Raw genomic sequence first — 22193 nt, forward strand, 5'->3', positions numbered from 1 at the left:
TCGATTTCCATCAGTTGCGCCTCTGGAATACTGGATCACCCGCTTTCGCGGGTGATGACACCTTGAGGTGTTGCGGACATCTCGCAACGAATGACCTCACTTCATCTTCTTGAACCGCACGCTCTTGCCATCCGCCAGCCTCGTCGCGATATAGCCGCCGGCGAGGCAGGCTTCCCGCTGCGGCATCTTTTCCTGCGGGCTGCGCAGCGTTTCCCACCACGAGGCGCGGTGCGCCGCGCGCGGCAGTGCGGCGTCGATGATCTCCTCGATCTTTTCGAAGCTCAGCACGAATTCAGGCAGCGTCTGCTTTTTCAGGTAATCGCGCAGCGGGTCGTAGTCGTTCACATTTGTCCTCGGTAAAGGTGGAACTTTGCCGGTTCCGGCAACGAATCGTTAACTCATTACCGCGTCGCTGTCGCCACTTAAGCCTGCGGCAACGAAACCCGTGCATGCAGGAGTATTGGGAGCGAACCATGCGATTTGGATGGCGCAAGGAGGTGGCCAGGCGGCCCTGGCGCCTGTCGGTGAAATTGCTCATCGTCTCGTCGGTGGCGACGATGGTCGGCTTCTCCGCGATTTGCGCCAACGTCATGCTCGACATGCGCCGCGGCGAGGAAGCGCTGGCGCGCCAGATGCTGGAGAACCTCGCATCCGGCGTCGATTCCGATATCAGCCGCAATATCGAACTCTACGACCTGTCCCTGCGCGCCGCCGCCAGCGGCATGATCCTGCCGGAGATCAAGCAGGTCAGCAAACCGATCCTGCACCTGATCCTGTTCGACCGTGCCGCAGGCGCCAAGCACTTCGGCGCGCTTCAGGTGTTCGATGCCGCGGGACGGCTGACGATCGATGCCTCGACGCTCGATCCGCCGCCGGAAAATCGCGGCGACGAGGAGTATTTTCGGGTCCATCGGGAAAATCCCGATACCGGCCTTTTCATCAGCAGGCCGATGCTGCACCGCGGTGCCTACGCCATCGTGCTCAGCCGGCGCATCACCGGCGAAGACGGAAGCTTTCTCGGCGTGGTCGCGGGCTCGATCCGCTTCAGCTATTTCCACGATCTGTTCGGCCGCCTGAGCCTCGACCCGGACGACACCATCACCGTGCTGCGCCGCGACCGCACCATCATCATGCGTCGACCGTTCGACCTCGATATCATCGGCAGGAATCTGCCGGACCGGACCAGCTGGAATCCGGCCAACATGAATAGCGGATGGTATGCGGGGGCGGGCCCGGTAGATCCGATACCGCGGCTGTGGGTGAGGCATAACGGTACCGGTCCGTTCATCGTCGTGGTCGGAAAGCCGCTGGAAAGCATCCTGAACCTGTGGCGGACGGAAGCAATCCGGATCGCCGCGATCATGGCGGCGCTGATCCTGTTCGTGCTCGGCGTGACACTGTTTCTCGCTCGCGAAATCGGCCGCCGCGCGCAGGCCGAGGACAAGCTTGAGGAGCTCGCGACAACCGACGCGCTCACCGGATTGACCAACCGGCGCAAGTTCGACACCTCGATCGACCTAGAATGGCGCCGCGCCACGCGGCAGAAAACCCCGATCGCGATGCTGATGATCGATGCCGACCATTTCAAGGTCTACAACGACACCTTCGGACATCAGGCCGGCGATGAGGTGCTGATCGGCATCGCCATCTGCATCTCGGATTCGCTGCGGCGCGCCGGCGATTGCGCCGCGCGTTACGGCGGCGAGGAGTTTGCCGTGCTGCTGCCGGCGTTCTCGGCCGAGCAAGCGCTGGCGGTGGCCGAAGCCATCCGGCTGAAGGTCGAGCAATGGTCCGAGCACACCAGCGTCAGCATCGGCGTCGCCAGCCTGACGCCCGACGTCACCCAGGAATGTTCCGAACTGATCGGAGCCGCCGACAAGGCGCTTTACGCCGCCAAGGCCGGCGGCCGCAACCGCTGCGCGGTGGCGTCGGTGCCGAAATTGTCGCTGGTAGCTTAGGTAGCCGTCACTTCTCCAGATAGTGCTTCATCTCCGCCCGCAAGCCCTCGCGCAAATCCGCTCTCGCCATGCCGAAGGCGATGTTGGCCCGGAGGAAGCCTGCCTTGGAGCCGCAATCGTGCCGCTCGCCCTCGAACTCCACGCCGTAGAAGCTTTGCCTCCTGGCGAGCCCGATCATCGCATCGGTGAGCTGGATTTCGCCGCCAGCGCCGCGCTCCTGGGTTTCAAGTATCCTGAAAATCTCCGGCTGCAGGATGTAGCGGCCGGTGATCGAGAGATTGGACGGCGCGGTGCCCTGGGGCGGCTTCTCCACCATGCCGTCGACCTCGAACATGTTGCTGCCGTGTCGCTTGCCGACGCCGCAGATGCCGTATTGGTGGGTGAGATGGGCCGGCACTTCCTCGACCGCGATCACGTTGGATTTCTCCCCGAGCTTGTTGGCGGCCTCGATCATCTGCTTCAGGCAGCCCGGCGTGTTCAGCACCAGTTCGTCCGGCAGCACCACCGCGAACGGCTCGTTGCCGACGATATCGCGCGCGCACCACACCGCGTGGCCGAGGCCGAGCGGCGCCTGCTGCCGGGTGAAACTGGTGGCGCCTGCGGCGGGCTGGTCGCGCGCCAGGATCTCGATCTCGGCCTTCTTGTTGCCACGCGCCGACAGCGTGGTGTCGAGTTCGAACATGCGGTCGAAATGATCCTCGATCACGCCCTTGTTGCGGCCGGTGACGAAGATGAAATGTTCGATGCCGGCCTCCTTGGCCTCATCGAACACATACTGGATCAGCGGCTTGTCGACGATGGTCAGCATTTCCTTCGGCATCGCCTTGGTGGCGGGCAGAACGCGGGTGCCGAGGCCGGCGACCGGAAAGACGGCTTTGCGGATTTTCATGAGGGGGCGGAATGCCTTTGCGGGAGCGTGGGGAAAAGCGAGCCTGTGAAACGAGCGTTTTGGCCGCACGTTGGTAACCGGTTTGCAGCCGGGAACAAAGGCGGATGTATGATGATGGTTCCCCGATATTCCCTTGAAAGTCCCTTGGCCTGCCTGCAAACAGGCAAGAAGCAAAATCCGGCCTTTGCTATTGGAAACCGTGGCAGGGCCTTCTGGCCCGGGGATGAGCGGCACAACAATTTCGGGAACGACGGGACATGCGGCGGATGGGACCATCGAGATTGAACCGGGCCGGCGCGGTCGCATTTGCTGCGACGCTCTTGCTTGCCGGCGAGGCCATGTTCGGCAAGGCCTTGGCCCAATCCTCCGGCGGCGGGCTTCCCAACCCGTTCGGCAACATGTTCTCCGGCCAGAAGTCCGCAGCGCCGGCGCCGGCGCAAACTGGCTCCAGCGCCAGCAGCACCCCGTTGCCGTGGACCGGCGAGGACGGCGCCTCGGGCCATCCCGCCATGACGGCATCCGCCATCCGGGAGGCGGCGGCGAATTTCAACAATTGCGTCGCCGGCATGTGGCCTGACGCCGCCAAGCGCAACATTTCGCAGGCCAGTTTCCAGCGCTTCACCGCCGGGCTCGCGCCCGACCTGCGCATCATGGACCTGATGGATTCGCAGCCGGAATTCACCAAGTCGGTCTGGGATTACCTCGACATTCTCGTGAACGACAACCGCATGGCCACGGGCCGCGAGGTGCTCGCCAGATACAAGCCGCAGTTCGACGCGGCGGAGAAAGCCTACGGCGTCGACCGCTACATCATCGCCTCGATCTGGGGCATCGAGTCGAATTATTCGACGATGATGGGCGATCGCAGCGTGCTGAATTCCACCGCGACGCTGGCCTGCATCGGCCGCCGCCAGAAATATTTCAGGGACGAATTCCTCTCGGCGCTGGAAATCCTGCACCGCGGCGATTTGCGCCCCGAACAGTTGCGCGGTTCCTGGGCCGGCGCGTTCGGCCCGACGCAGTTCATGCCGACCTCGTTCAAGCGCTTTGCCGTGGACGCCGACGGCGATGGCCGCCGCGACGTGGTCGACAATCCCGCCGACCTTATCGCCTCGACCGCGAACAACCTGAAAAAGTCCGGCTGGCAGGCCGGCCAGACCTTGGGCTTCGAAGTCGTGATGCCCAAAAACTTCAACTACATGCTGGCCGATCGCGCCAGGGCGATGACAATCGCACAATGGGGGCAGCTCGGGCTCACCCGCGCCGATGGCAAACCTTTACCGGATCCGGCCGAAAAGGCCTATCTGCTGGCCCCGGCCGGCGCGGAGGGGCCGGGCTTCCTGATGCTACAGAACTTCCGGGTGATCATGAAATACAACCCGGCCGAGGCCTATGCGCTGGCGATCGGCCATTTCGCCGACCGGCTGCGCGGCGGCGCGCCGTTTGTGCAGCCCTGGCCGCGGCAGGAACGCACGCTGTCACGCTCCGAGCGGCTGGAACTGCAGCAGCTTCTGGCCCAGCGCGGCTTTTATCGCGGCACCCCGGACGGCCAGTTCGGCGGCCATACCCGCGAGGCCCTGCGCGGCTTCCAGGCCTCGATCGGGGCGCCAGCGGACGGATTTGCCTCCGCCGGCGTGCTGGAGCGGCTCAGGGGCCGGTAAAAAGTTGCGTCGGACCGGCAAAACTAACCTTGATCGGGATATTTCCGGACCGATCTTGACGGAGGCGGCCAATGCCCGGTTTATGGCGGGAAATCTGCCCGCTTGCGGCCTGATTCCGCTATTATAGCGATGGCCTGATCCTGAAATTGCGATCGATCCGAATGCAAAAGCCGAAGTCCTTTTTCCGGGTGTGCACCGAAAGCGGTCCGCTGATCGCGTTGGCGGTTGCGGGCGCGTTGCTGGTCGCGATCGTCGGGCCGGCATCGGCGCAGTTTTTCAATTTTGGCGGACCGCCCCGGCAGGCGCCGCCGCAGCGTGGCGGTGGCGGCGGCTGGTTTGGCGGCGACCTGTTTGCACCATTTCAACAGCCGGCGCCGCAGCGGCCGCAGGATTCCTCCCGGGCGCCGCCGTCTCCGAAACGCGACGCGGCGATCGTTCCGGAGCGCAACTTGCTGGTGCTCGGCGACGCCATGGCGGACTGGCTCGCTTACGGTCTTGAGGATGCCTATTCCGAACAGCCGGACATGGGCGTGATCCGCAAGCACAAGACCGTCTCCGGCCTGATCAGGTACCAGCCAAGGGGCGAGCCTGCCGACTGGGCCGCCGCGGCGAAAGGCATCCTGGCCGGGGAGAAGCCGGATGCCATCATCGTCATGCTCGGGCTCAACGACCGCGCCGCGATCCGCGAGCCGGTAGCCGACAAGTCCAAGAAAGAGGGCGACAAGAAGGATTCGCGCGCCAAGAGCGATATCAAGGGCGATATCAAGACCGACGCTAAACCGGGCGATGCGAAGCCTGCGGCGAAGCCGGATGATGTGGCCGACGCCAAGGCGAAAACCGAGAGCAAGCCGGCCGATGCCGAAGCCGATGATGCCGACGCCGATGTGCCGTCGATCGTCGCGCCGGAGAAAAGCGGCCGCGCTGGCGGTCTCCATGAGTTTCGCGATGAGCGCTGGGTCGAACTTTACGTCAAGAAGATCGAGGAGATGATCGCCGTCGTGAAGTCAAGGGGTGTCCCGGTGCTGTGGGTCGGCCTGCCCGCGATTCGCGGCCCCAAGGCAATGTCGGACGCGCTGTTCCTCAATTCGCTCTATCGCGACGCCGCTGGCAAGGCCGGCATCACCTATGTCGACGTCTGGGACGGATTTGTCGACGAAGCCGGCCGCTTCCTGCAGCAGGGCCCCGACTTCGAAGGCCAGATCCGCCGGCTGCGTGCCGCTGACGGCGTCTATTTCACCAAGGCCGGTGCGCGCAAGCTGGCGCATTATGCCGAGCGCGAGATCACCCGGCTGATGGCGGCGCGTTCCGGGCCGATTGCGTTGCCGTCCGAACCCGCGACCCCCGATGCCAACGCGCTGCCCGGTCAACCGGCGCCGCGCCCGCTGGCCGGACCGATCGTGCCGCTGGTGGCCTCCTCCGTCGGCACCGATCAATTGCTCGGCGGTCCCGGGTCGCGACCAGCCACAGTCGATGCACTGGCGGCACGTACGCTGGTCAAGGGCGAGCCGTTGGCGCCTCCCGCCGGCCGCGCCGATGATTTCGCCTGGCCGCGCCGCGAGGTCGGCCGTGAACAGGCCAAGGGTGATACGCCGGTAGCGTCGACAGCGCCGGATAGCACAGTGGCCGCTCCGGCAGCCGCGACGCCAAAGCCGGTGGTCAAAAGGCTCCGTCCGGCACAATCAGAGCCGCCGGCAATAGGGAATTTCTTCGGGTTTGGTGCAGCACCACGCCAGGTGGTGCCACCGCCGCCCCCACCGCGTGGGCCGTTCGCTCCGGCGACCCCGCGTCCGCCGGGCAATGTCGGGCGCTCCGCATCAGCACCCGGCGTATTCGCACGCTGAGCATCAGTCGCGCGTCATTCCGGGGCGATGCCAAGCATCGAACCCGGAACCTAGCTGCAGTAGCTCTGCTTGATAATCTCGCGATTCCGGGTCTGCGCCTGTCGGCGCACCCCGGAATGACGAGATCCCCTCAATACCGCCAGCGCGGCGGCGGACGGCGCGGCGGGCGCGTCATCAGCAGCGCCAGCGCGAAGCCGATGCCGCCTGCGATCAGCAGCGCACCCAACGGATTGTCCTGCACTCTCTTCGCCACGGCTTCCGACCCCTCACGCAGGGTCTCGCCGCTGTTCTCATAGGCGTCCTTGGCAAGACCGGCGGCGGCATCGGTGGCATCGCGCGCGGCATCCTTGGCCTGGCCGTACAGGTTCTGCACCGTGCCCGCTGCCTCGCGAACGCGACCTGAAGCCTCGGTCTGGGCATCGCCGGTGATCTTGCCTGCGGCACCCTCGACCTTACCGGCGAAATCCTTGGCCGTTCCGGCAATTCGATCCTTGTCCATCGTGTTTACTCCTGAGCTGATTCTCGCGGAGCTAACTGACGAAACCCGCTCCGGTTCCGGAGCCCTTTCGTTTCGCGAAAAATCTACAGGATGAGCCCGCCGTCGACGATCAACGTTTGCCCGACGATGTAGGACGACAGCGGCGAGGCCAGGAACAATGCAGCGCCCGCCATGTCGGCCGGCGTACCCAGCCGCTTCAGCGGGATCCGTTCGATCGCGCCCTCGAGCCGCTTTGGATTGGCCGTCGTCACCTTGGTCATCTTGGTATCGACCAGCCCGGGCGCGATGCCGTTGACGCGAATGCCGTCCTCGGCCCATGCCTGCCCGAGTGTCCGGGTCAGGCCCATGGCGCCGGTCTTCGAGGCGTTGTAGGCCGGATTGCCCTTTGTCGAGTGATAGGCGGCGGTCGAACTGACGATGATCAGCGAGCCCTTCGCTGCGCTCAGCATGTCATGGAATTTGCCGGCGCAGGCCATCAGGCTCATCAGGTTGACCTCGAGCACCTTGCGAAATCCGTCCATTTCGAATTCGCCACGCCGGTAGATCACCGCACCCTGCGCCAGCACCAGCACATCGAGCCGGTCGAACGACGGCTTGAAATTCGCGATCGCCTTGGGATCGCCGACGTCGAGCCGCGTGTAATCCAGACCATCGAGAACCGATCCTTCATCCGGCGAATAGTCCTTTGCCGAAGCACGGGTGCCGCAGACATGCACGCGCGCGCCCCTGGTGCGAAACGCCTGGGCGATGCCGTTGCCGATACCGCTGGAGCCGCCGACCACGAGAATCTGCTTGGCCCTGAAGTCCAGTTCGTTCATCACGCGCCTCCCCCGTTTTCTTGCCCGGTTTGACCTCTCTGGGGATCGGTGCCAGCCTTGTCAATCCTGCAAGCCCGCAGCCTCATCCCCAGCGAGTCTCCGATGTCCGAATTCAAACAACTCAGCCGCTCGGTCAAGGGATTGACCGTTCTCGTCACCGGCGCGGCCAGCGGCATGGGCCGCGCCACCGCGCTGGTGTTCGCGGCCGAAGGTGCCAACGTCGCGGTCACCGACCTCACCGCCGAAGGAACGCAGGCGGTGGCCGAAGAAATCAAGGCGCGTGGCGGAACGGCAAAGGCCTGGACGCTTGATGTCGCCAGGCCGGACGACATCATCAAGGTCGTCAACGAGGCCGCAGCGGCGTTCGGCTCCCTCGACATCATCATCAACAATGCCGGCCTGTCGCTGCGCGCCGCCATCGACGCCGACGGCTATGAAGCGGCCTGGGACAAGGCGCTGGCGGTAATGCTGACGGCGCATCCGCGTATCATCCGTGCCGCGTTGCCGCATCTGCGCGAATCGAAGAACCCGCGGATCGTCAATATCGCCTCCACCGAAGCGCTCGGTGCTACCGCGACCAATAGCCCCTATGCCGCGGCAAAGGGCGGCGTCACCAGCCTGACGCGCGCGCTCGCGGTGGAACTCGGCCGCGAGGGGATCACGGTGAATTGCATCTGCCCGGGCCCGATCCGATCGGCGATCACGGAGCGGATTTCGGAGGAGCACAAGACGATCTACGCCAAGCGCCGCACCGCGCTCGGCCGCTACGGTGACCCCGAGGAAGTCGCCCACATGACGCTGAGCCTGTGTCTGCCGGCGGCGTCGTTCCTGACCGGCGCGGTGATCCCGGTGGACGGCGGCCTGATGGCCCGGAATGCGTGAGGGCGGGCATGCGCCTGCTGGCGTTGACATCATCCGGTCAGGGAGTAGTTTTTTGCCCAACAGGGCGGAATAACCGCCCGTCCCGATCAGGAGAAAACGCGCCATGGCCATCACCATCCGGCAGCTTCATCCGCATTTTTTCGGCGAGGTATCCGGCGTTGACCTGCGCAAGCCGCTAACGCCGCAGGAGGCCAGGGAGATCGAGGCCGGCATGGACAAATACGCCGTGCTGCTGTTCCGCGACCAGAACATTACCGACGAGCAGCAGCTGGCGTTCGCGCTGAATTTCGGCGAACGGGAAAATCCGCGCGGCGGCAGTGTGGTCAAGCCGGAGGATTCGCGGCTGCAGACCGGGCTTAACGACGTCTCCAACCTTGGCAAGGACGGCAAGCCGCTGCCGCGCGACAGCCGCGTCAATTTGTTCAACCTCGGCAATTGCCTGTGGCATTCCGACAGTTCGTTCCGCCCTATTCCGGCGAAGTTCTCGCTGCTGTCGGCGCGCGTGGTCAACCCGAAGGGCGGCAACACCGAATTCGCCGACATGCGCGCGGCCTATGACGCGCTCGACGACGAGACCAGGGCCGAAATCGAAGACATGATCTGCGAGCATTCGCTGATGTATTCGCGGGGTTCGCTCGGCTTCCTCGATTACACCGATGAAGAGAAGGAGTTGTTCAAGCCGGTGCTGCAGCGGCTCGTGCGCACCCATCCGGTGCACGGCCGCAAGTCGCTGTATCTGTCGTCGCATGCCGGCGCCATCAAGGGCATGACCATGCCGGAGGCGCGGCTGTTGCTGCGCGACCTCAACGAGCACGCCACCCAGCCCGCTTTCGTCCACGTTCACAAATGGAAGCTGCATGATCTCGTGATGTGGGACAACCGCCAGACCATGCACCGCGTCCGCCGCTACGACCAGTCGCAGCCGCGCGACATGCGCCGCGCCACGGTGGCCGGCACTGCCCCGACGGTGGCACAGCAGGCGGCGGAGTAGCGACCTCGTCGTCCCCGCGAACGCGGGGACCCATACTCCGTGCCATCTCTTGTTAAACGAGATCGTCGATAAAGCACGATGTAGCAACCATCATGCTCACAATAGCCTACCGGGATTATGGGTCCCTGCGTTCGCAGGGACGACAGCTGGGATGTGTCACGCTTCGGCGCAAAATCGCCTAGGCATGCCCCGCTTCATTCGACAACATTCCCGGATCGATCCCGATCTTGCGCAGTGCGCGCAGGTATTTTTCCTCGACGTCGCGGCCGAAGATCAGGTCCGGATCGGCGGAGCAGTGCAGCCAGCCATTGTCCTGGATTTCGGTCTCCAGCTGTCCCGGCGCCCATCCGGCATAGCCGAGCGCGAGGATCGCGTGCTTCGGGCCGGCGCCCCTGGCGATCGCCTTGAGAATGTCGACGGTCGCGGTCAGGCAAATGCCTTCGTCGATCTGCAGCGTCGCATCCTTGATGAAGAAATCGCTTGAATGCAGCACGAAGCCGCGGCCGGTCTCGACCGGACCGCCTTTCAGCACCTTCATGCTCTCGGCGTTTTCAGGCAGCTTGATCTGGTCGGCCTTCTTGATGATGTCGAGTTGCACCAGCAATTCGGGAAAGTCGATGCTGCCGGCCGGGCGGTTGACGATGATCCCCATGGCGCCTTCGGACGAATGCGCGCAGAGATAGATCACCGAACGCTCAAAGCGCGGATCGCCCATGACGGGCATCGCGATCAGCAACTGACCGTCGAGATAGCCTTGATTGGACGAATTATCGCCCGCGCCGGCAACAGCTTGGCGGCGAGCCGTCCTCGGTCTTTTGCCTTCAGGGTCCATCCGCAAAGGACTCTCGTGTTAATGGCCATCCTGATATTGGGTGGGCGTTCTGTCAATCAAGCACCGCGCCGTTTTTCGTGCCGCATCACAAGCAATTCAATGGTTTAAGGGCCAGCCAGCCTGTAAAGACGTGTCATGACCGTCATAGTTCCCCTGCGGGCCGCGCTCGGCCTGGCCGCTGCCGTATTCGTGTCGTCCCTGGCGGCCGAGGTCCACGCCGGGGATTCCTCGCCCTGGCAGCGGGACAGCCACTCCGCGGTCCGGCTGCTGGCGGGCTCGCGCAGCGGCGCGGTGCTGCTGGGCGGTATCGCGTTTCAGCTGCAACCCGGCTGGAAGACCTATTGGCGGACGCCCGGCGATTCCGGGGTGCCGCCGCGCTTCGATTTCTCGAGATCGGACAATGTCGAAGCCGTCACTGTGCTGTGGCCGGCCCCGATGCAGTTCGATGACGGCGCCGGCGGTCAATCAATCGGCTACAAGAGCCAGGTCGTGCTGCCGCTGCGGATCGTCGCCAGGAACGCCGACAGACCGGTGACGCTGCGCGCCGATATCCACTACGCGGTCTGCGAAAAACTCTGCATTCCCGTCGAGGCCAGGGCCGAGCTCGCTTTCACCAGTGTGGCCAGCACCGAGGACAGCGCGCTGGCCGCCGCCCTCGACGCCGTGCCGAAGCCCGCCACCGTCGGCGATCCCAACCCGCTGACCATCCGCGACGTCAAACGCGACGGCAAGGCGAACGTGCTGGTCGACGTGGCCGTGCCCGATGCGCGCGAAGTCAGCATATTCGTCGAGGGGCCGACGCCCGACTGGGCGCTGCCGATTCCGAAACTGATCGAGGGCGGATACCCCGGGGTCAAACGATTCGGCTTCGAACTTGATGGCCTGCCGGTGGGCGCGAAGCCCGAGGGCGCCGCGCTCAAATTGACACTGGTCGGCGGCGACCGGGCGTATGAGTTCAATGTGAACTTGAACTGACCCGAAGGGTCATTCCGGGGCGCGCGATGGCGCGAACCCGGAATCTCGAGATTCCCCGGCGCGCAATTGCGCGCCTTTGGCCTGGTGCTCACGCACCATCCCGAATGACAGCGGTCGTGGTGACCCAACCGAATCTTAACGAATAGTTGATAGGCCCTGACATCGCCGCGCGGCGCGCGGCTTCAGGGATTTTCGCTGTGGCCGTGATGGACACTGAAACCGTACCCGCTCCGCCCGCAGGCCCGACCGCGCGGCTGCGCGCGATGCTCGGCCGCCTGCTCGGCGGCACGCACGAAGCCTCCGTCACAAAACGTCTAGCCGGCACCGTGTTCTTCATTCGCGTCGTCAGCGCGGCGATGGCGTATCTGTCGCAGATCCTGCTGGCGCGCTGGATGGGCGGCTCGGACTACGGCGTCTATGTCTATGTCTGGACCTGGGTGCTGCTGCTCGGCAGCATGATGGATTTCGGCATTTCGGCGTCGGCGCAGAAGATCATCCCGGAATGTCGCGCCAGCGGCGACACCGCGCTGCTGCGCGGCTTCCTGTCCGGCAGCCGCTGGATGACCCTTGTCGTTTCCGCCATCGTCTCGGCGCTGCTGGCGGGCATCATAAAAGTGCTGTCGCCATGGCTCGATCCGAATTCGATTGTGCCGTTGTACATCGGCTGCATCACGCTGCCGGCCTTCGTGGTCGCCAATGCCCAGGACGGCATCGCGCGCTCGCATGACTGGATGCGGCTCGGCCTGATGCCGCAATTCATCGTGCGGCAGTCGCTGATCATCGGCTTCACGGCCGGCGCCTTCGCGCTCGGCTTCGACCTCGGCGCCACCGCCGCGATGCTGGCCAGCGCCGCCGCGGTATGGATCGCCATGATCGGGCAGATGATCGTGCTGAACCGCCGGCTCCGCCGCCATGTCGAACCCGGCCCCAAGGCCTACAATTTCCGCGGCTGGCTCGCGGTCTCGCTGCCGATCCTGCTGGTCGAGAGCTTTTATCTGCTGCTGTCCTATACCGACGTGCTGGTGTTGCAGCAGTTCCGCTCATCCGAGGAAGTCGGCGTCTACTTCGCCGTCGTGAAAACGCTGGCGCTGGTGTCCTTCATTCACTACGCGATGTCGGCGACCACGGCGCACCGCTTTGCGGAATATAACGCGCTAGGCGACAAGGCGCGGCTGTCGGCCTATGTCGCGCATGCGATCAAGTGGACGTTCTGGCCGTCGCTGGCCGCGACCATCGTGCTGCTGGCATTGGGCAAGCCGCTGCTGTGGCTGTTCGGACCACAATTCGTGGTCGGCTACGACATCATGTTCATCGCCGCCATCGGCCTCGTGGCGCGCTCGGCGATCGGCCCGGTCGAGCGGCTGCTCAACATGCTCGGCCACCAGATGATCTGCGCGCTGGCCTATGCGCTGGCATTCGTGGCGAACCTGGTGCTCTGCATCTTGCTGGTGCCGAAATTCGGCGGTCACGGCGCGGCGGCCGCCACCTCGATCGCGCTGGTGTTCGAAACCGTGCTGCTGTTCTGGATCGTGCGGAAGCGGCTCGGGCTTCACGTGCTGGCGTTCGGGAAGTAGCTGAGCAGCACGGTTGGAATGGGCGTCCTTTAATGATATGGCTTTCCCATGACCACGGACCTGAAACACCTATTGGATCGCGTTCAGACTTGGCCTGAAGAGGCACGAGACGAACTCGTTGCCGTTGCGAACCAGATCGAAAGCGAATTGAAAAGCCGGGTTTATATCGCTACGCAAGATGAGTTGCGGGTCATAGACGCCGCAGTGGCCTCTATCGATAGAGGGGAAATCGCGACCGATGCCGAAATCAAGGCGGCCTTTGCCAAATTCCGTTCGGCATGAAACTCGTCTATTCGCGGCGAGCGCTTGCTGACCTCGGCGAGATTGCGACTTACTATTCAGTCAGTGCGAGCCCCGCGATAGCTCAATCCATTGAGCGCCGACTGAGTGATGTTATGGAACGCATTTGCCGCATCCCGGAAGCGGCGCCACTCGTTTCACAACGTTCGCAAATCCGCGTGGTTACCGTCGTCCGCTACCCCTACCGCATCTTCTACCGCGTGCGCGACGACGCCGTTGAAATCTTGCATATTCGACACACGTCGCGGCGGTCACTGATGGGAATTTGACGGTTTCAGACGGATGTCCTGTCCCGTCCTCCCTACCCCGCGGTCCAGCCGCCGTCGATCGACAGATTGCTGCCGGTGATCTGCGCCGCGTCGTCGCCGCAGAGGAACAGCGCCAGGGCGGCGACCTGCTCCGAGGTGACGAACTCCTTGGTCGGCTGCGCTTGCAGCAGCACGTCGCGGATGACCTGCTCCTTGGTCAGGTCACGCGCCTTCATGGTGTCGGGAATCTGCTTTTCCACCAGCGGCGTCCACACATAGCCCGGTGAGATGCAGTTGCAGGTGATCTTGTGGGTCGCCAGCTCCAGCGCCACGGTCTTGGTAAGACCGGCGATGCCGTGCTTGGCCGACACGTAGGCCGACTTGAACGGCGAGGCGACCAGCGAATGCGCCGAGGCGGTGTTGATGATGCGGCCCCAGCCGCGCTTCTTCATGCCGGGCACCGCGGCGCGAATGCCGTGAAACGCCGAGGACAGGTTGATGGCGATGATCGCGTCCCATTTCTCGATCGGAAAATCCTCGACCGGCGACACGAACTGGATGCCGGCATTGTTGACGAGGACGTCGACCGAACCGAAGGTGCCTTCGCCGAGCGCGACCATGCCGGCGATCTCGGCGGGCCTGGTCATGTCGGCCGGCGAATGCACCGCCTTGACCCCGAAATCGGTCTCGATGGCGGATCGTTCCTTCTCGATGTCGGACGGCGCGCCCATACCGTTGAGAACGATATTGGCACCGGCGCCGGCGAAGGCGCGCGCATATGCCAATCCGATGCCGCTGGTCGAGCCGGTCACAACCGCGGTCTTGCCTGTCAAAATACCCATTCGCTTCACTCCTTTTTTTCGTCGAGAGCGCCGTCCCTCGCGAGATCATAAGCCACCATGGTTTCGCCGGTTTGCGGCCGATGCAGCGTATCCCTGTGGCGCATCGACAGATGAACGTCGCGCTCGCCGGCTCCCCAATGTTCGACCATGCCGACACGTGAGAAATCGTAATCCTTCGAGGAGGATTCATGGCTCTTGCTGCGGTAGATCAGATGCACCACCGTGACCGTGCTCTCCTTGGTGGCTTCACAAAGGATATCGACCGACGGATCGTTCCTGAGATAGTCCGGCAACTTGCCGATCAGCTCGCGCAACGCCTTGCGGGTGTTGTGAACCTGCCGGTTCTTGTCGGTGTTCATGCGGGTGCGGCTGGAGAAGCGGATATCCTTTTCGCGCTCGGCGGCTTCGAGCAAAGACGCCGGAAGTTCGCCCCGCGCGCTGAACAGGTCGACCTGGAAGATCAGGAGATCGCGACTGGTTTCCTCATCCAGTACGTAATCGAGCGGCGTGTTGCAGGCGATGCCGCCGTCCCAGAAATGCTCGCCGTCGATCGCGACCGAGGGGAAGCCCGGCGGCAGGGCGCCGGATGCCTTGATGTGCTCCGGACCGATCCTCTTGCCGAGCTTCTTCATCCCGTAATTGTCGAAATACTTGAAATTGCCCGATGCGACGCCGACGGTGCCGACGCTGAGCCGCGTCTTGCCGTCGTTGATGCGGTCGAAATCGACCAGCCGCTCCAGCGTCTTCCTCAACGGCGCGGTGTCGTAATAGCTCTGCGACTGCGGGCTGCCCTGCGGCCACAGCGGCGCCGGCGGGACCCGCGGCGTGAAGAAGCCGGGAACGCCGAAGGTGGCGATCAACGCCGCGCTGGTCTCGTTGAACAGCGACCGCGCGCGGTCTGACTTGCCGACCGGATTCCACGGCACCGGCGAGGAGACCAGCTCCCAGAATTCCTTCAGACGCTCCACCCGCTTCTCGCGCGGATTGCCGGCGATGATCGCGGCGTTGATGGCGCCGATCGAGATGCCGGCAATCCATTCCGGCTCGAAATCATGGTGGCACAGCGCCTGATAGGCGCCGGCCTGATAGGAGCCGAGCGCGCCGCCGCCCTGCAGAACCAGCACGCGCTGAGCTTCTGCGGGCGTCCTGGCCGGCGCGGGATGGGGATGATCCGTCATGATCCTCGATCGAACATCAAGAAAGCCGATGTACCGTGGCGGCAGTTGGCGACGGCGTCAATCGGCCAGGCCGCCGTTGCGGATCACGCCGCGGTTATCGTTTTTCGGATGATGCAAGAATGAGCGTCCAGAACACCTTGTATTTGGTGTTCGGAGCATAGGTCGCCGCGATGCCTAAATTTGCGACACCGTTCTTCAGCATGTTGGCCTTGTGCGGCGGCGAGTCGCGCCAGCCCGAAAAGGCCTCCGCCATGGTGTGGTAACCGGCGGAGACGTTCTCAACCGCCACCGTCGCGGGATAGCCCGATGCGTTCAGGCGTTTCGCCAGCGGCCCCTTGACGTCGTGGTCGAGCTTGTTGCGGCTGGCCATGGCCTGCGACTGCTGCTCGGCGAGCTTCATCAAATCGGGATCGACCGCCACGGCGCCGAGACCATTATTCTGCCGGTAGAGCGATATCATCGAGGCCGCCGCCTGCGGATCGAGCCGCGCACCGCCACTGGCCATGCTGCGATACATGGTGGGCTGCTCGGTAACAGGAGCAACGTCCGCAGCACAGCCGCCCAGCGCCAGCAGCCCGATAATCGCGACCGTCGCGCGCATCATTCGAAGGTTCCCCATGGAAGGGTTGTTGCACAGGAACCGTGGCTGAATGGTGAACGGCGGGGGCGTTTTCAGTCCTGTCCCGCAAAAATCCGGTAGCGGCGGGGGTGCAGACTCACGATATCGCCGGACTGCAGCTCGCGGTCCCGCGGCGCATCGATCTCGATCACGGTGGTGCCCTCGCCCGCCGAGAGCGCCACCTCGGCGCGCTGGATCGGGCCGAAGGTGCGGACATGCCGCACCGCCCCCTCGAACGCGCCGCTGCCGGGCACGCCGATCGCCATGTCGTGGCGGCGGACGAACAGTCTCGAGGCCCCGGACGTGACGCCATCCGCTGATATGTTCAAGGGCTTGCCGCCGAGCTCAACGTTGCCGTCGCGCACCTCGACCGGCAGCACGATGGATTCGCCGATGAAGCTGTGCACGAACGCGGTCGCCGGATTGTCGTAGACGTCGCCGGGCGTTCCGATCTGCTCGATGCGGCCCTTGTCCATCACCACCACCCGGTTGGCGACTTCGAGCGCCTCTTCCTGGTCATGGGTGACGAAGATCGAGGTCACGTTGATTTCTTGATGCAGCGAGCGCAGCCATTGCCGCAGCTCCTTGCGCACCTTGGCGTCGAGCGCGCCGAACGGCTCGTCGAGCAGCAGGATGCGAGGCTCGATCGCCAGCGCCCGGGCCAGCGCAATGCGCTGGCGCTGGCCGCCGGACAGCTGGCTCGGGTAGCGACCGGAAAGCCAGTCGAGCTGCACGAGATCCAGCAATTCCTTGACCCGGGTGCGGATCGCGGCCTCGTCCTTGCGAACCGCACGCGGCTGCACCCGCAGGCCGAAGGCGACGTTCTCGAACACCGTCATGTGGCGGAACAGCGCGTAGTGCTGGAATACGAATCCGACATGGCGCTCGCTGGCGCCGTGCGCCAGCGCGTTTTCGCCGTCGAACGAAACCTCGCCGGCGTCGGGCCAGTCCAGACCGGCAATGATCCGCAGCAGCGTGGTCTTGCCCGAGCCTGAAGGCCCGAGCAGCGCCACCAACTCGCCATTGGCGACTCTCAGGTCGACATTGTCGAGCGCGGCGAACGTGCCGAATTTCTTCACGATGTTCTTGACTTCAATCACCAGGTAGCTGTCCTTCGTCCAGATGCCGCTCGAGAATGGTCTTCGCCACCAGTGTGATCAGCGCCAGCATGGCCAGCAGCGAGGCGATCGCGAACGCCGCCACGAACTGATATTCATTATAGAGGATTTCGACCAGTAGCGGCATGGTGTTGGTCTCGCCGCGAATATGCCCCGATACCACCGACACCGCGCCGAACTCGCCCATCGCCCGCGCGTTGCACAATAGCACGCCGTAAAGCACGCCCCATTTGATATTGGGCAAAGTGACGCGGAAAAAGGTCTGCAGGCCGGAGGCGCCGAGCGAGATCGCGGCCTCCTCCTCCTGGGTGCCCTGCTCCTGCATCAGCGGTATAAGCGCCCGCGCGACGAACGGAAAGGTCACGAAAATGGTGGCCAGCGCAATGCCGGGCACCGCGAACAGGATATGGACGTCATTCGCCTGCAGCCACGGCCCCAAAAAGCCCTGCGCGCCGAACAGCAGCACGAACACCAGGCCCGAGATCACCGGACTGACCGAAAACGGCAGGTCGATCAGCGAGATCAGGAAGGTCTTGCCGCGAAAGTCGAATTTCGCGATGGCCCAGGCCGCGATCACGCCGAACGCCAGATTGAGGCCGACCGAGATCGCCGCCACCATCAGCGTCAGTTTGATGGCGGACAGCGCCTCCGGCTCCGACAGCGCCGCGAAAAAAGCGCCAATCCCCTTCGAGAAGGCCTGCGTAAACACCACGACCAGCGGCAGCACCACGAATACGGTAAGGAAGGTCACGGCAATCGCAATGATGACGACGCGAATGATTTTGGGCTCGGTCCGCAGATCCTCCCGTGCCGTACTCATTGAAACTTGCGGCTGATTCATTTCATCCGCCTCTAATACGCCGGGGTGCGGGTTTGCGCCCAGCGTTGCAGGCGATTGACCGCGAAGATGATCAGGAACGATGCCACCAGCATGACGACGGCGATCGCGGTGGCGTCGGCATAGCGGAATTCCGAGAGCCGGATCACGATCAGGAGCGGCGCGATTTCCGACACGTTCGGCAGATTTCCGGCAATGAAGATCACCGAACCGTATTCGCCGACCGCGCGCGCGAAGGCCAGCGCAAATCCGGTCAGCAGCGCCGGAACCAGGCTCGGCAGGATCACCCTGGAGACCGTATTCCAGCGGTTGGCGCCGAGGCTGGCGGCGGCTTCCTCGATTTCGGCGTCGAGATCGATCAGCACCGGCTGCACCGTCCGCACCACGAAGGGAATGCCGATGAAGATCATCGCGACAAAAATGCCAAGTGGCGTGAACGCCACCTTGATGCCGAGTTCGGCCAGCGGCGCGCCGAGCCAGCCCTTTTCCGCAAACAGCGAGGTCAGGGCAACGCCGGCCACCGCGGTCGGCAGCGCAAAGGGAACATCGACGATGGCGTCGAAGATCCGGCGGCCCGGAAAACGGTACCGCACCAGCGCCCAGACGATGATCGTTCCCATCACCAGATTGACGATGGCGGCGGCGAAGGCGAGGCCGAACGAGATCTTCAACGCATTCAGGGTGCGGCGGCTGGTGAGGATGCTCCAGAACTGGTCGAAGCTGAGCTCAAAGCTCTTGAGGAACAGGCCCGCGAGCGGAATCAGGATGATGACGGAGAGCCATGTCAGCGTCAGTCCCATGGTGAGACCAAACCCCGGCAGGCTGCTGCGCGGCCCCGCTTCTCCCCTGCTCACAATGCCCCCTGCTCCCCTCGGCCAGATCAGTTCTTGTAGATCTGGTCGAAAATGCCGCCTTCGGCGAAGTGTTCCCTCTGCGCCTTGGTCCAGCCGCCGAAAATGTCGTCGATCGTGAACAATTCGACCTTGGCAAAGGATTTCTCGTATTCTTTCGCAATTTCCGGATCGCGCGGACGATAGGAGTTGCGTGCGGCAATTTCCTGACCTTCCCTGGTATACCAGTACTTAAGATAGGCCTCGGCCGCGGCGCGGGTGCCCTTCTTGTCGGCGACCTTGTCGACCACGGAGACCGGCGGCTCCGCCAGGATCGACATCGGCGGCGCGACGATCTCGAACTTGTCCTTGCCGAATTCGCGCTGGGCCAGAAACGCCTCGTTCTCCCAGGCCAGCAGCACGTCGCCGACGCCGCGCTCCACGAAGGTGACGGTCGAACCGCGCGCGCCGGTATCGAGTACCGGTACGTTGGTGTAGAGCGCCTTGATGAACTCGGCGTTCTTCGCCTCATCGCCGCCATAGGCCGTATTGGCCCAGGCCCAGGCGCCGAGGTAGTTCCAGCGCGCCCCGCCCGAGGTCTTCGGGTTCGGGGTGATCACCTCGACGCCGTCCTTGATCAGGTCGCCCCAATCGGCGATGGCCTTCGGGTTGCCCTTGCGCACCAGGAACACGATGGTCGAGGTGTAGGGGGTCGAATTGTTCGGCAGTTCGGCGCGCCAGTCCGCGTTCAGCAGTCCGGACCTTTCGGCAATGGCGTCGATGTCGCCTTCGAGCGCCAGCGTCACCACGTCGGCCCCCAGCCCGTCGATCACCGACTGCGCCTGCTTGCCCGAGCCGCCATGGCTCTGCTCGATGGTGAGGGTGTTCCCCGTCGTGTCCTTCCAGTGCCTGGCGAAGGCGTCGTTGAACTGTGAGTAGAGCTCACGGGTCGGATCGTATGAGACGTTGAGCAGCGTCTGGTCCGCAGCCCGCACGGTCACGATACCGGCAATCCCGAAGGCGGCAACCAGGCCGCCAAAGGCCAGAAGTCTCGCAGCGCTCTTCATCACGTCCCCCAGCTGAAGAAACTGATGATACTCTAGCGGTCCAGTCGGCATTAACAAGGAAGCAACCATGCGCGCGCTGCAGCGCAGGAGAAAAAGCTTTCCGGCAATCTGGTGCGCCACAACCGTTCGTTGCCTTGCCGGCCGGTAGTCAGTTGAGGCCGGCCCTGCGGCGCGACGGAAGGACTTCAGTTGTTGGGAACGATGAAATACGCGCCGTTGACGACCTGGATCGTATAGGCCTTGCCGGGCTGCAGCGAGGTAGTCGTCACCGTGCTGCCCGAGGCGATTTCCGCCACAGCGGTGGCGCCAGCCGCCAGCTTGCGGGAATAGCTCTCAGTGGCATCAATAGTGACCACGGCCGGAACGCCACCGATGGTCAGCCGCAGTCCAAGCGTGAAGGGCTGCGGGTTGTCGAGCCGAATTTCATCGTCTGCTACGGCCGGGGCGGGAACATACGCCCCAAGACCGGGAGTCCGATAGCGGCAGGTTCCGTCTGGGCAATACAGCTTTTTCAGCATCTCGCTGTCGAGAACATACGGACTCATTTCGGGAAGCTGATAGTGCTCCGGCAACTGGGTGTGCTCCGGTATCTGGAGCTTTCCTAGGTAGTTGTATTTTCCCAGGTCGGCGTCGTCGCCGAATGCCTGGCTCGGTAGCTCGAACGTTTGCCAGCCTTCCCTGCCCCCATCCTGGGCGGCGACGGCCCCCGGCAGGCACAGGGCAACGACCAGCAACCAGCCGCGGATCACTTCACCACCTTTGCCGTCTTGTCGTCGTCGCGGTTCTCTCCGGGGGGCTGCGACTCGTCCTGCTTGTCGAGCTTGCCGAAGATGTAGCCCACGATGGTGCCCAGCAGCGCATAGACCGGAGCGGCCTGCTTGTCGGAATACCCCGCCGCAATCAGGAAAAGCGCTGCGAAGACGATCACCACCACAATGAAGGCCCGGGTGAACTCGGGCGTCATGACCTTGCCCCAACCCATGACCATCAATGCCACCAATGTCGCCACGAGGGTGGCGACGGTCATGATGACGATGATCTGCTCGAACGGCGTCTTGAAGGTGACCCATGCGGTCGGGGCGTCGGGCAGTCCGGTGCTGAACGATCGGCCTTCCAGCGTTTCGACAAGCGTTGCGGGGCCGACCTGCGGCTGCTCGACCACTGGAGCCGGGTTCGACGGAATTTCCACCCCGTCGCTCTGTGCCACCAGAAACTCGGGCGCAGCAGCCTGCGCAAGACAGGACGCAAATATCCCGATCAGAAAGACAAACAAAGCCGTCGATACGATGCGGAACATCTTGTGTGCCCGATGTAGCCATGCCCATGGCACAATACATCAAGCGACGACGTTGGCCGTTCGTATGAATACTGAAGCGGTCGCCTACCCGAATACCACCGTCTTGCGGCCGTTCAGCATCACCCGGTTCTCGAGGTGCAGCTTCACGGCCCGCGCCAGCACGCGGCTTTCGATGTCGCGGCCGGCGGCGATCAGGTCGTCGGGGCTCATGGCGTGGGTCACCCGCGCCGTCTCCTGCTCGATGATCGGGCCCTCGTCGAGTTCCGGCGTCACGTAGTGCGCCGTGGCCCCGATGATCTTCACGCCGCGCTCGTGCGCCTGGTGGTAGGGCTTGGCGCCCTTGAACGATGGCAGGAAAGAGTGGTGGATGTTGATGATCTGCCCGTAGAGCCGCGTCGCGAAGCGGTCCGAGAGGATCTGCATGTAGCGCGCCAGCACCACCAGATCGGCGCCGGTCTGGTGGAACAGATCGATCACCGCATCTTCCTGCGCCGCCTTGTTGGCCTTGTCGACCGGCAGCACGTGATAGGGAATGCCCTCGAAATCAGCGGTGCGCCGGCTGTCCTCGTGGTTGGAGACAATCGCCGCCACCTCGGCATCGAGCCAGCCGACCTTGATCTGGTAGAGCAGGTGCAGCAGAGCGTGGTCGAACTTGCTGACCATCACCAGCACCTTCTTCTTCTTGGCCTCGCTCACCAGCGTGGTGCGCATGCCGAAGCGCTCGACCGCCGGCTTCAGCCCGCGCTCGACGGCGTCGCGATCCACCCCATCGGGGGCGGTGAAGGCCAGCCGCATGAAGAAGGTGCCGGTTTCCTGGTCCCAGAACTGGTTGGATTCCGCGATGTTGCAACCGAGGCCCGCCAGCTCCGTCGTCACCGCCGCAACAATCCCCGGCCGGTCGGCACAGGAGAGGGTGAAGATGAACTTGGCAGACAT

24 protein-coding genes are annotated in these 22193 nt (G+C 63.8%); 9 read left to right on the forward strand and 15 right to left on the reverse strand.

Annotated elements, in window-relative coordinates; all coding sequences use genetic code 11:
* Window positions 1-96 precede the first annotated feature (96 nt).
* On the reverse strand, window positions 97-345 hold the full coding sequence (locus Q8N40_RS01260; RefSeq protein WP_305321895.1) for a hypothetical protein: 249 nt from the start codon (window positions 343-345) through the stop codon (window positions 97-99).
* Between the two features lie 128 nt (window positions 346-473).
* Between Q8N40_RS01260 and Q8N40_RS01265 the strand changes: the two genes are divergently transcribed.
* Window positions 474-1958: a sensor domain-containing diguanylate cyclase gene (locus tag Q8N40_RS01265; protein ID WP_305710513.1), complete on the forward strand. Its 1485-nt coding sequence runs from the start codon at window positions 474-476 to the stop codon at window positions 1956-1958.
* 7 nt (window positions 1959-1965) lie between these two features.
* Here Q8N40_RS01265 and Q8N40_RS01270 read toward each other — a convergent pair whose 3' ends face one another.
* A complete protein-coding gene (locus Q8N40_RS01270) occupies window positions 1966-2847 on the reverse strand; it encodes a UTP--glucose-1-phosphate uridylyltransferase (protein ID WP_305710514.1) in 882 nt (293 codons plus the stop codon).
* Window positions 2848-3185: 338 nt separating this feature from the next.
* Between Q8N40_RS01270 and Q8N40_RS01275 the strand changes: the two genes are divergently transcribed.
* Complete coding sequence (locus tag Q8N40_RS01275; RefSeq protein WP_305321909.1) at window positions 3186-4508, forward strand: lytic murein transglycosylase; 1323 nt, start codon at window positions 3186-3188, stop codon at window positions 4506-4508.
* 161 nt (window positions 4509-4669) lie between these two features.
* The gene (locus Q8N40_RS01280; RefSeq protein ID WP_305710515.1) at window positions 4670-6349 is read left to right on the forward strand and encodes a DUF459 domain-containing protein; all 1680 of its coding nucleotides are present in this window, start codon (window positions 4670-4672) and stop codon (window positions 6347-6349) included.
* Window positions 6350-6479: 130 nt separating this feature from the next.
* Here Q8N40_RS01280 and Q8N40_RS01285 read toward each other — a convergent pair whose 3' ends face one another.
* Window positions 6480-6848, reverse strand: a complete 369-nt coding sequence (locus Q8N40_RS01285) for a CsbD family protein (RefSeq protein ID WP_305321898.1) — start codon at window positions 6846-6848, stop codon at window positions 6480-6482.
* Window positions 6849-6931: 83 nt separating this feature from the next.
* Complete coding sequence (locus Q8N40_RS01290; RefSeq protein WP_305321899.1) at window positions 6932-7666, reverse strand: SDR family NAD(P)-dependent oxidoreductase; 735 nt, start codon at window positions 7664-7666, stop codon at window positions 6932-6934.
* Between the two features lie 102 nt (window positions 7667-7768).
* Between Q8N40_RS01290 and Q8N40_RS01295 the strand changes: the two genes are divergently transcribed.
* Window positions 7769-8548 carry an SDR family NAD(P)-dependent oxidoreductase gene (locus tag Q8N40_RS01295; protein WP_305710516.1) on the forward strand — a complete coding sequence of 260 codons (780 nt, stop codon included), beginning with the start codon at window positions 7769-7771 and terminating at the stop codon, window positions 8546-8548.
* Window positions 8549-8651: 103 nt separating this feature from the next.
* Window positions 8652-9539: a TauD/TfdA family dioxygenase gene (locus tag Q8N40_RS01300; protein WP_305321901.1), complete on the forward strand. Its 888-nt coding sequence runs from the start codon at window positions 8652-8654 to the stop codon at window positions 9537-9539.
* 178 nt (window positions 9540-9717) lie between these two features.
* Here the strand turns inward: Q8N40_RS01300 and Q8N40_RS01305 are convergent, their stop codons facing one another.
* Window positions 9718-10371 carry a YqgE/AlgH family protein gene (locus Q8N40_RS01305; protein WP_305321902.1) on the reverse strand — a complete coding sequence of 218 codons (654 nt, stop codon included), beginning with the start codon at window positions 10369-10371 and terminating at the stop codon, window positions 9718-9720.
* A gap of 135 nt (window positions 10372-10506) precedes the next feature.
* Here Q8N40_RS01305 and Q8N40_RS01310 point away from each other — a divergent pair, with 135 nt between their 5' ends.
* From Q8N40_RS01310 to Q8N40_RS01325, 4 genes are all read left to right on the forward strand, one after another.
* Window positions 10507-11346, forward strand: a complete 840-nt coding sequence (locus tag Q8N40_RS01310) for a protein-disulfide reductase DsbD domain-containing protein (RefSeq protein WP_305710517.1) — start codon at window positions 10507-10509, stop codon at window positions 11344-11346.
* A 197-nt stretch (window positions 11347-11543) separates the two neighbouring features.
* Complete coding sequence (locus Q8N40_RS01315; RefSeq protein WP_371135586.1) at window positions 11544-12920, forward strand: oligosaccharide flippase family protein; 1377 nt, start codon at window positions 11544-11546, stop codon at window positions 12918-12920.
* A 48-nt stretch (window positions 12921-12968) separates the two neighbouring features.
* Window positions 12969-13202 (forward strand): hypothetical protein, encoded by a 234-nt coding sequence (locus tag Q8N40_RS01320; RefSeq protein ID WP_305321905.1) that lies wholly within the window; start codon window positions 12969-12971, stop codon window positions 13200-13202.
* Entirely contained in the window at window positions 13199-13489 is a 291-nt protein-coding gene (locus Q8N40_RS01325; RefSeq protein WP_305321906.1) for a type II toxin-antitoxin system RelE/ParE family toxin, read from the forward strand. The genes Q8N40_RS01320 and Q8N40_RS01325 overlap by 4 nt, the downstream gene beginning before the upstream one ends.
* A 32-nt stretch (window positions 13490-13521) precedes the next feature.
* Here the strand turns inward: Q8N40_RS01325 and Q8N40_RS01330 are convergent, their stop codons facing one another.
* From Q8N40_RS01330 to purU, 10 genes are all read right to left on the reverse strand, one after another.
* Complete coding sequence (locus tag Q8N40_RS01330) at window positions 13522-14310, reverse strand: 3-hydroxybutyrate dehydrogenase (protein WP_305710518.1); 789 nt, start codon at window positions 14308-14310, stop codon at window positions 13522-13524.
* 5 nt (window positions 14311-14315) lie between these two features.
* On the reverse strand, window positions 14316-15488 hold the full coding sequence (locus Q8N40_RS01335) for a DUF3734 domain-containing protein (RefSeq protein ID WP_305710519.1): 1173 nt from the start codon (window positions 15486-15488) through the stop codon (window positions 14316-14318).
* 94 nt (window positions 15489-15582) lie between these two features.
* Window positions 15583-16092, reverse strand: coding sequence for a CAP domain-containing protein (locus tag Q8N40_RS01340; RefSeq protein ID WP_305319865.1), 510 nt, complete (start codon window positions 16090-16092; stop codon window positions 15583-15585).
* 68 nt (window positions 16093-16160) lie between these two features.
* Window positions 16161-17210 (reverse strand): sulfate/molybdate ABC transporter ATP-binding protein, encoded by a 1050-nt coding sequence (locus Q8N40_RS01345; RefSeq protein WP_305710526.1) that lies wholly within the window; start codon window positions 17208-17210, stop codon window positions 16161-16163.
* Window positions 17200-18045, reverse strand: coding sequence for a sulfate ABC transporter permease subunit CysW (cysW, locus tag Q8N40_RS01350; RefSeq protein WP_370870842.1), 846 nt, complete (start codon window positions 18043-18045; stop codon window positions 17200-17202). Before cysW ends, Q8N40_RS01345 begins: the two co-directional genes overlap by 11 nt.
* A 32-nt stretch (window positions 18046-18077) precedes the next feature.
* Window positions 18078-18884 carry a sulfate ABC transporter permease subunit CysT gene (cysT, locus tag Q8N40_RS01355; protein WP_305710527.1) on the reverse strand — a complete coding sequence of 269 codons (807 nt, stop codon included), beginning with the start codon at window positions 18882-18884 and terminating at the stop codon, window positions 18078-18080.
* Between the two features lie 59 nt (window positions 18885-18943).
* Window positions 18944-19960: a sulfate ABC transporter substrate-binding protein gene (locus Q8N40_RS01360; RefSeq protein WP_305710520.1), complete on the reverse strand. Its 1017-nt coding sequence runs from the start codon at window positions 19958-19960 to the stop codon at window positions 18944-18946.
* Between the two features lie 185 nt (window positions 19961-20145).
* Window positions 20146-20709, reverse strand: a complete 564-nt coding sequence (locus Q8N40_RS01365) for a hypothetical protein (protein ID WP_305710521.1) — start codon at window positions 20707-20709, stop codon at window positions 20146-20148.
* Window positions 20706-21257, reverse strand: coding sequence for a hypothetical protein (locus Q8N40_RS01370; RefSeq protein WP_305710522.1), 552 nt, complete (start codon window positions 21255-21257; stop codon window positions 20706-20708). Before Q8N40_RS01370 ends, Q8N40_RS01365 begins: the two co-directional genes overlap by 4 nt.
* Window positions 21258-21341: 84 nt before the next feature.
* Complete coding sequence (gene purU, locus Q8N40_RS01375) at window positions 21342-22193, reverse strand: formyltetrahydrofolate deformylase (RefSeq protein ID WP_305710523.1); 852 nt, start codon at window positions 22191-22193, stop codon at window positions 21342-21344.

Origin of the sequence: Bradyrhizobium sp. (genome assembly GCF_030693485.1) — a bacterium.
In the GTDB taxonomy this organism is placed as follows: domain Bacteria; phylum Pseudomonadota; class Alphaproteobacteria; order Rhizobiales; family Xanthobacteraceae; genus Bradyrhizobium.

Coding starts and splice junctions, on each gene's coding strand:
- Q8N40_RS01290 (WP_305321899.1), bottom strand. CDS start 7,666: ATGAACGAACTGGACTTCAGGGCCAAGCAGATTCTCGTGGTCGGCGGC.
- cysW (WP_370870842.1), bottom strand. CDS start 18,045: ATGAGTACGGCACGGGAGGATCTGCGGACCGAGCCCAAAATCATTCGC.
- Q8N40_RS01340 (WP_305319865.1), bottom strand. CDS start 16,092: ATGATGCGCGCGACGGTCGCGATTATCGGGCTGCTGGCGCTGGGCGGC.
- Q8N40_RS01280 (WP_305710515.1), top strand. CDS start 4,670: ATGCAAAAGCCGAAGTCCTTTTTCCGGGTGTGCACCGAAAGCGGTCCG.
- Q8N40_RS01320 (WP_305321905.1), top strand. CDS start 12,969: ATGACCACGGACCTGAAACACCTATTGGATCGCGTTCAGACTTGGCCT.
- Q8N40_RS01275 (WP_305321909.1), top strand. CDS start 3,186: ATGTTCGGCAAGGCCTTGGCCCAATCCTCCGGCGGCGGGCTTCCCAAC.
- Q8N40_RS01310 (WP_305710517.1), top strand. CDS start 10,507: ATGACCGTCATAGTTCCCCTGCGGGCCGCGCTCGGCCTGGCCGCTGCC.
- Q8N40_RS01335 (WP_305710519.1), bottom strand. CDS start 15,488: ATGACGGATCATCCCCATCCCGCGCCGGCCAGGACGCCCGCAGAAGCT.
- purU (WP_305710523.1), bottom strand. CDS start 22,193: ATGTCTGCCAAGTTCATCTTCACCCTCTCCTGTGCCGACCGGCCGGGG.
- Q8N40_RS01305 (WP_305321902.1), bottom strand. CDS start 10,371: ATGGACCCTGAAGGCAAAAGACCGAGGACGGCTCGCCGCCAAGCTGTT.
- Q8N40_RS01285 (WP_305321898.1), bottom strand. CDS start 6,848: ATGGACAAGGATCGAATTGCCGGAACGGCCAAGGATTTCGCCGGTAAG.
- Q8N40_RS01265 (WP_305710513.1), top strand. CDS start 474: ATGCGATTTGGATGGCGCAAGGAGGTGGCCAGGCGGCCCTGGCGCCTG.
- Q8N40_RS01325 (WP_305321906.1), top strand. CDS start 13,199: ATGAAACTCGTCTATTCGCGGCGAGCGCTTGCTGACCTCGGCGAGATT.
- Q8N40_RS01295 (WP_305710516.1), top strand. CDS start 7,769: ATGTCCGAATTCAAACAACTCAGCCGCTCGGTCAAGGGATTGACCGTT.
- Q8N40_RS01270 (WP_305710514.1), bottom strand. CDS start 2,847: ATGAAAATCCGCAAAGCCGTCTTTCCGGTCGCCGGCCTCGGCACCCGC.
- Q8N40_RS01300 (WP_305321901.1), top strand. CDS start 8,652: ATGGCCATCACCATCCGGCAGCTTCATCCGCATTTTTTCGGCGAGGTA.
- Q8N40_RS01330 (WP_305710518.1), bottom strand. CDS start 14,310: ATGGGTATTTTGACAGGCAAGACCGCGGTTGTGACCGGCTCGACCAGC.
- Q8N40_RS01360 (WP_305710520.1), bottom strand. CDS start 19,960: ATGAAGAGCGCTGCGAGACTTCTGGCCTTTGGCGGCCTGGTTGCCGCC.
- Q8N40_RS01370 (WP_305710522.1), bottom strand. CDS start 21,257: ATGTTCCGCATCGTATCGACGGCTTTGTTTGTCTTTCTGATCGGGATA.